General features: G+C 53.6%; 4 protein-coding genes. 1 reads left to right on the plus strand and 3 read right to left on the minus strand.

Annotated elements, in window-relative coordinates:
• On the plus strand, positions 1 to 704 hold a 704-nt coding region (locus tag AC6R0S_RS05415), incomplete at its 5' end, for an arginine deiminase family protein (RefSeq protein WP_500637403.1).
• A 100-nt stretch (positions 705 to 804) separates the two neighbouring features.
• On the opposite strand, the gene tldD is transcribed toward AC6R0S_RS05415, so the two are convergent.
• From tldD to AC6R0S_RS05430, 3 genes are all read right to left on the minus strand, one after another.
• The gene (gene tldD, locus AC6R0S_RS05420; protein WP_500637404.1) at positions 805 to 2,250 is read right to left on the minus strand and encodes a metalloprotease TldD; all 1,446 of its coding nucleotides are present in this window, start codon (positions 2,248 to 2,250) and stop codon (positions 805 to 807) included.
• Positions 2,251 to 2,295: 45 nt separating this feature from the next.
• Positions 2,296 to 3,120, minus strand: a complete 825-nt coding sequence (locus AC6R0S_RS05425; RefSeq protein ID WP_500637405.1) for a carbon-nitrogen hydrolase family protein — start codon at positions 3,118 to 3,120, stop codon at positions 2,296 to 2,298.
• Between the two features lie 11 nt (positions 3,121 to 3,131).
• The coding region (locus AC6R0S_RS05430; protein ID WP_500637406.1) for a YhdP family protein at positions 3,132 to 6,218 on the minus strand (3,087 nt) is incomplete at its 5' end.

A 6,218-nucleotide genomic window follows, 5' to 3' on the forward strand; every position in this document is an offset into this window, starting at 1 on the left:
TGAAGCCAGCCCGTCAGCGTGAAACCAACCACCTGCGTGCCATTTACCGCTGGCATCCAGTGTTTGCGGGGCAGGACTTCATTAAATACTTCGGTGATGAAGATCTTCATTACGACAACGCCAATATTGAGGGCGGCGATGTGTTGGTGATCGGCAAAGGCGCGGTGCTGATTGGCATGTCTGAGCGCACGGCACCACAAGGGGTTGAGAACCTAGCGGCGACCTTGTTTAAACATGGCCAAGCCAAAGAAGTGATCGCCATTGATCTTCCCAAACATCGTTCGTGTATGCACCTCGACACCGTCATGACTCATATGGATGTTGATACCTTCTCTGTCTATCCAGAGATCATGCGCAAAGATCTGGAGACGTGGCGTTTAAGTGCCAAAGACGATGGCGAGATGCAGGTCGAGAAAGTACCGAGTTTCGTTCACGCCATTGAACAAGCGTTAGGGCTCGATTATCTGAAAATCATCACCACAGGCGGCGATAGCTATGAAGCCGAACGTGAGCAGTGGAATGATGCCAACAACGTCTTGACGGTGAAACCAGGCGTGGTGATCGGTTACGAGCGCAACGTCTACACCAATGAGAAGTACGACAAGGCGGGCATTGAAGTGTTAACCATTCCCGGCAATGAACTCGGCCGCGGCCGCGGCGGAGCGCGCTGCATGAGCTGCCCAATCGAGCGTGACGGCATTTAAATCCGCCCCAAACAAAAGTGCCTAGTTTTAGAGATTTTCTCTCAAAACTAGGCACCCAACCACTCTCTAGGAACTAGGATCTAGAAACTAGGCACTCATCTTACTCCGTCCCACCAACCGTCAACGCATCCAGCTTCAACGTCGGCTGACCAACGCCAACCGGCACACTTTGCCCCGCTTTGCCACACACGCCAACGCCACGGTCGATACTGAGATCGTTACCGACCATGGAGACTTGCTGCATCGCTTCAATGCCGGAGCCAATCAACGTCGCCCCTTTGACTGGGCGCGTGATCTTGCCGTCTTCAATCAAGTACGCTTCCGATGCGGAGAACACAAATTTACCCGAGGTAATGTCCACCTGACCACCGCCGAAGTTTGGTGCGTAAAGGCCTTTTTTCACCGTTGAGATAATCTCTTCAGGCGTGTGCTGACCCGGTAGCATGTAAGTATTGGTCATGCGCGGCATAGGTAGATGAGCATAAGACTCACGGCGACCATTACCGGTCGGCGCTACACCCATCAAACGTGCGTTGAGCTTATCTTGCATGTAACCTTTCAATACGCCGTTTTCAATTAAGGTGTTGTATTGACCATGCACACCTTCGTCATCCACGTTGAGTGACCCACGCAAATCTTTCAGCGTGCCATCGTCAACAATAGTACAAAGATCCGAGGTGACTTTGTCGCCCACTTTGCCACTAAAGACCGATGACTCTTTGCGGTTGAAATCACCTTCCAAGCCATGACCGACCGCTTCATGAAGCAGCACTCCTGGCCAACCCGAGCCCAGCACCACCGGCATCATACCCGCAGGCGCGGCATCCGCCTCTAGGTTGACCAACGCCATGCGAATCGCTTCATCTGCGTATTGATACGCCACTTGCACGCCATCGCTGTCACTTAAGAAGAAATCGTAACCAAATCGGCCACCGCCGCCTGCACTGCCTCGTTCACGGCGCTCGCCGCGATGCGCGAGTACACTGATTGACAGGCGCACCAACGGACGAACATCACCAGCGTAAGTGCCGTCTGTTGCCGCGACAAGCATCTGCTCATGGACACCGCTCAGGCTCACCGACACTTCTTTGATCAGTGGCTCTTTGGTACGAATGTAGGCATCGATCTGTTTAAGTAGCGTCGTCTTTTGCTCTTTCTCCCAACTGTCTAGCGGATTGACCGCTGCATAGATGTGTTGGTTATCACTGCGCTTGAACGCTTGTACCTGAGCATTTTGCCCCTGCTTGGCAATACCGCGCGCTGCAACCGCGCTCTGTTTCAAGCCCTCAAGCTGAATTTGGTCGGAGTAAGCAAAACCGGTTTTCTCGCCTGAGACCGCTCGCACACCCACACCGCAATCGATGTTAAATGAGCCATCTTTGATGATGCTGTCTTCCAAAACCAGTGACTCATGCCAACTGGATTGGAAGTAGATATCGGCGTAGTCAATTTGACGAGTCGCGATGCTCGCTAGCGTCTGTGCGACGTCACTTTCGCTCAGCCCAGCTGGTTTCAACAAGGCATCTTCTACAAGGTTAATGGTCATACTTCGCTCTTAACGTTAATGGTTTGACGAGTCGATAGGCATCGCTTATCGAACCGGAATGAATTGATTGTCGAATCGTGAATGTTGCCCAACGGGCATCGCGCTTCGACAGCTTGCGACCTGTTTTATGTCAATCTCGACGACCAAGTTATCGACCTCACGCGCCAGCGTCGCCACCACTTCGCCCCAAGGGGAGATGACCATAGAATGGCCCCAGGTTTCTCGGCCGCCTTCATGTGTGCCCGTCTGATTGACCGCCAGTACCCAAGATTGGGTTTCAATCGCTCTGGCTCTCAATAGCGCTTCCCAGTGCGCTTGCCCTGTCACGGCAGTAAACGCCGCCGGGACTAAAATCAGCGTCGCGCCGCGTCTGACAAGCTCATTATACAACTGGGGAAAACGTACATCATAACAGATGGATAAGCCGAGGTGGCCAAAGGGCGTGTCGAGTGTGACGATCTCCTCGCCGGGCGTGAAGGTTTCGGATTCGCGGTAACGTCCGTGACCATCGGCAACATCGACATCGAACATATGCAGTTTATCGTAGTGGCCGACAAGGCGTCCGGTGCGGTCGAACACCACAGAGGTCGTGGTCACGCCATTGGCCGTGCGGATCGGCATACTGCCAATGACTAACCACACTCCCCACTGCTGCGCCATGGCGGCAAGCGCCGATTGTAGCGGGCCATCCCCTAAAGGTTCAGCGTGGCGGTGATAACCCGCTCGCTGACCAAACACCAGTGCGTTTTCCGGGGTAACCACAAGCTGCGCCCCCGCTTTCGCTACCGCTTCAACCTGCTTGGCGATGTGGGCCAAGTTGTCTTGCGGATTCGGGCCTGAGGTCATCTGAATCAGTGCAACTCGTTCCATGAGTCTTCTCCTTATTTAACCGCGTCGCGTAAGCGCTCTGGCAATTTGAATTCCCCTTTACTGCGAGACAGCTCTTTGACGACCGGTGAATCCATCGGTCCTTTCACTTCATAATTGACCTGAGTGAACACTTCGACCACCGGTGAAATCACCGTGGTGATGGCGAGGACATACAGCGCCGTCTGCGGCGTCACTGCAAACGCAGTTAAGACGGGAATGCCTGACGTAATGTCTGGGGTGAAATTCACCTCGGCATCCACCGTGCGCGTATTGAGGTTGGCTAACCCTTTGATGGTCATTTCACCCGACACCGCATCCATCCGAATATCGTTGGTCAGGAAAACGCCATTTTTAATCTGACCAGAGCCAGTAATGGAGTTGAACGCCATCCCTTTGTCGAACACATCGGTAAAGTCGAGCTGCATTTTGCGGATGATCGAATCCAAACTAAAGAGGCCAAGCAGACGCGCCGCGCCACTGACATCGGAGATCATTCCTTTGCCCAGCTTCACATTGACCTCCCCCTCCATGGTGCTCACTTGTGTGGCCCACGGAGAACCATCCCACTCCACCTCAGAGCGAATATCAAACGGCGCTCGTTGGATGCCCGAGGAGATACCAAATCGCTCCATGACATCACTGTTGTTTTCGCCCGAGACCGCCAGCGTCATTTGTGTGTGGCTTTGATCGCCGTCCAACGCCCACCAGCCACTCACATCGACCTGGTTGTCCCCGCTTTGGAACGACAGCTTCTTCCACTCTAACTTGTTGTCACGGCGCTGAAGATCCAAATGCGCACGACCCACTTTGTAGCCTTGCACCCAAAAGTCGTCAATCGCTAGAGTAATATTAGGCAATTGGCGATGCAACGCGCGCTCAAAATCGGTGATGAGCGGCGCCTTCTCTAGCGGTTGGGTGAGCGGCTCGAGCAGAGGCTCCGGCGTTTGGCTCAAGGACTCCTCTAACCCTGGCACGTAGATGTGCAAGCGTTCAAAGGCGACGGAGAGGTCGTAGGGCTCAATATAGTTCGCCTCACCGAGTGCTTCTTGGCTGTCGATGGTCATGTGCCAACCGAGATTCTTGCGCTTGGCGGAGAAGTCGACGTCATTCCATTTGATCCCTGCCAGTTCGAGCTCTTTGACCTTGATCTCTGCCCGTTGTAGCGCGGGGATCTGTGGCATGCTCATCTGACTGATGACCCCTTCAGAAGTAGACTCGCTTGGCTTAAACGCGACGTCTAACCATTGGTCTAGGCTAAATTTATCAATCCGAATTGACGCATCATGGCCAGCGAACGGCGTGAGCTTGTAGCTACCACGCCCGACCACGAAATTGGTCGCTTGCAACTGCGGCACATCGTCCGTGATATCAATCTCAGCCTGATATTTCACTTGCGGCAATTGCAATCGGGCACTGATGCTCTGCTGATTGCCAGAGGCTTGCAGCAGGGCTTTGCCCTCCACTTTACTCGCTTTATTGAGTGGGTAAGGGTAGTCACTGACAAGGTATTTGAGATCTGCTTCGGTTTCAACCTGATAAGTAAAGCCAACGTCATTAAGCTGAATATCAATGTCACTGCGCCACTGCGCATGGCCAGATAATGGGGTTAACCAACGTTCACCAAGGTACGGCACCAGAGGTTTGACATCCCAGTCACCGACCATATCAATGCCGACTCCGTAGCCTTTGGCGACATTCTCGCCATGGAAATCAATCCACACGGGCTGATCCAATAGCTCCGCAGAGAGCCCCGCGGCTTGCACTACGTCATTATCAAATTCTATCCGGCCACTGACGGCTTCGAGTGTCATTGGCGGCGTATTGATCGTAACGTGGCTCTGCTTGAGATCCGCGTACCCCCAAGCACGCGCCTCTGCGCCGCCGTGAAATGGGATCATCAACTGGAATTGTGAGTCGACTTCACCATCCACTTGCACGGCGGTCAGCGCCGCGCCGACAGAATCAACCAATGGCGAAGCGGTCATGTAGTCACGAACTGCGTTGCCTTGGGCAACCGCGTGCGCTTCTATCTCAATATGGCCATTGGGCGCCAAAGCAGGAATGCGCCCTGTGATGCGTTTCGCCTCGACATCCATCAAGGTTGCACTTTCAGAATCGAGATACATCGCATCGTTTTGGAACAGCAAATCCAACTGCAAATCGGTGATGGGTGGCCAAGCGGTGTCAAAACTGAACTTGGCCTCTTTTAACCCCACCCAGGCTTGAAACATACCGTTATTCTGGTGGTAGGGAAAATTGCCCAACTCGCCATACCAAAGCAGCTTGGCCGTATTGACCCGCCCTGCTTGAATCGCGGTCGACAGATAGTCGGTCAAGTTGCGCCCAAGGGCTAACGTCGGTAAATAGCGCCAAGTCTCGCCTGCGTTGTATAGATCCGCTTCACTGTAAAACGAAAGAAAGGGACTTTTTCCGTTGGGAAAGTCGAGACGAAAGGCGCCTAAGACTTGCAAATCTGGCGTCGCCGCGGTGACCTTGTCTGCCCACAAAGACCAACCTTGCTCATCGCGCTGCCAAACGACATCCGCATGGCCTTGTTTGATGTTCAGCGGCGCTTGAAACACCTCACCGTAAGGTAAGACATCGTCAAAAATACTCACTTGCGCGCGCGCTTGATGAAGATCGCCACTCACCGACGCCGTCAAGTAGTGCAGCCCCGGCAAGAGTTCCCATTGCGCCATTTTACCTTCGCTAAGATCGGCCGAGTAGGTCAGGCTCTGCCAATCTCCATATGCGGACACACGTAAGTCTTCCACTAAGCCGCCCACAGCCAGCGTCTCGATCATGTCGGTGGTGGCGGCGGAGTCTGGCGCCAACTTAATCAAAGGGGTTAGCGCTTGGATATCCAGCTGCGAGACATTGAGTTGCCAATGCTGCGGTTGCCAAGCAAAGGCGATATCGAGTTCTGGCCAAGGGGTATTGTCGGTTAAAAACTGAAGTGAGTGAGCATTCACTTGCCAGCCTTGCTCTTTCGGCTCAAGCTGCACGATACCAGATTCGATCAATAACTCGTGCTGCTGACCCTCTTGCCAAATAAGCTCTGACGACAGCAACTCAACAAAGGCATTCACGGGCTTGCT

Source organism: Vibrio sp. R15-SG3-ISO1B (assembly GCF_059833835.1).

Coding starts and splice junctions, on each gene's coding strand:
- tldD (WP_500637404.1), bottom strand. CDS start 2,250: ATGACCATTAACCTTGTAGAAGATGCCTTGTTGAAACCAGCTGGGCTG.
- AC6R0S_RS05425 (WP_500637405.1), bottom strand. CDS start 3,120: ATGGAACGAGTTGCACTGATTCAGATGACCTCAGGCCCGAATCCGCAA.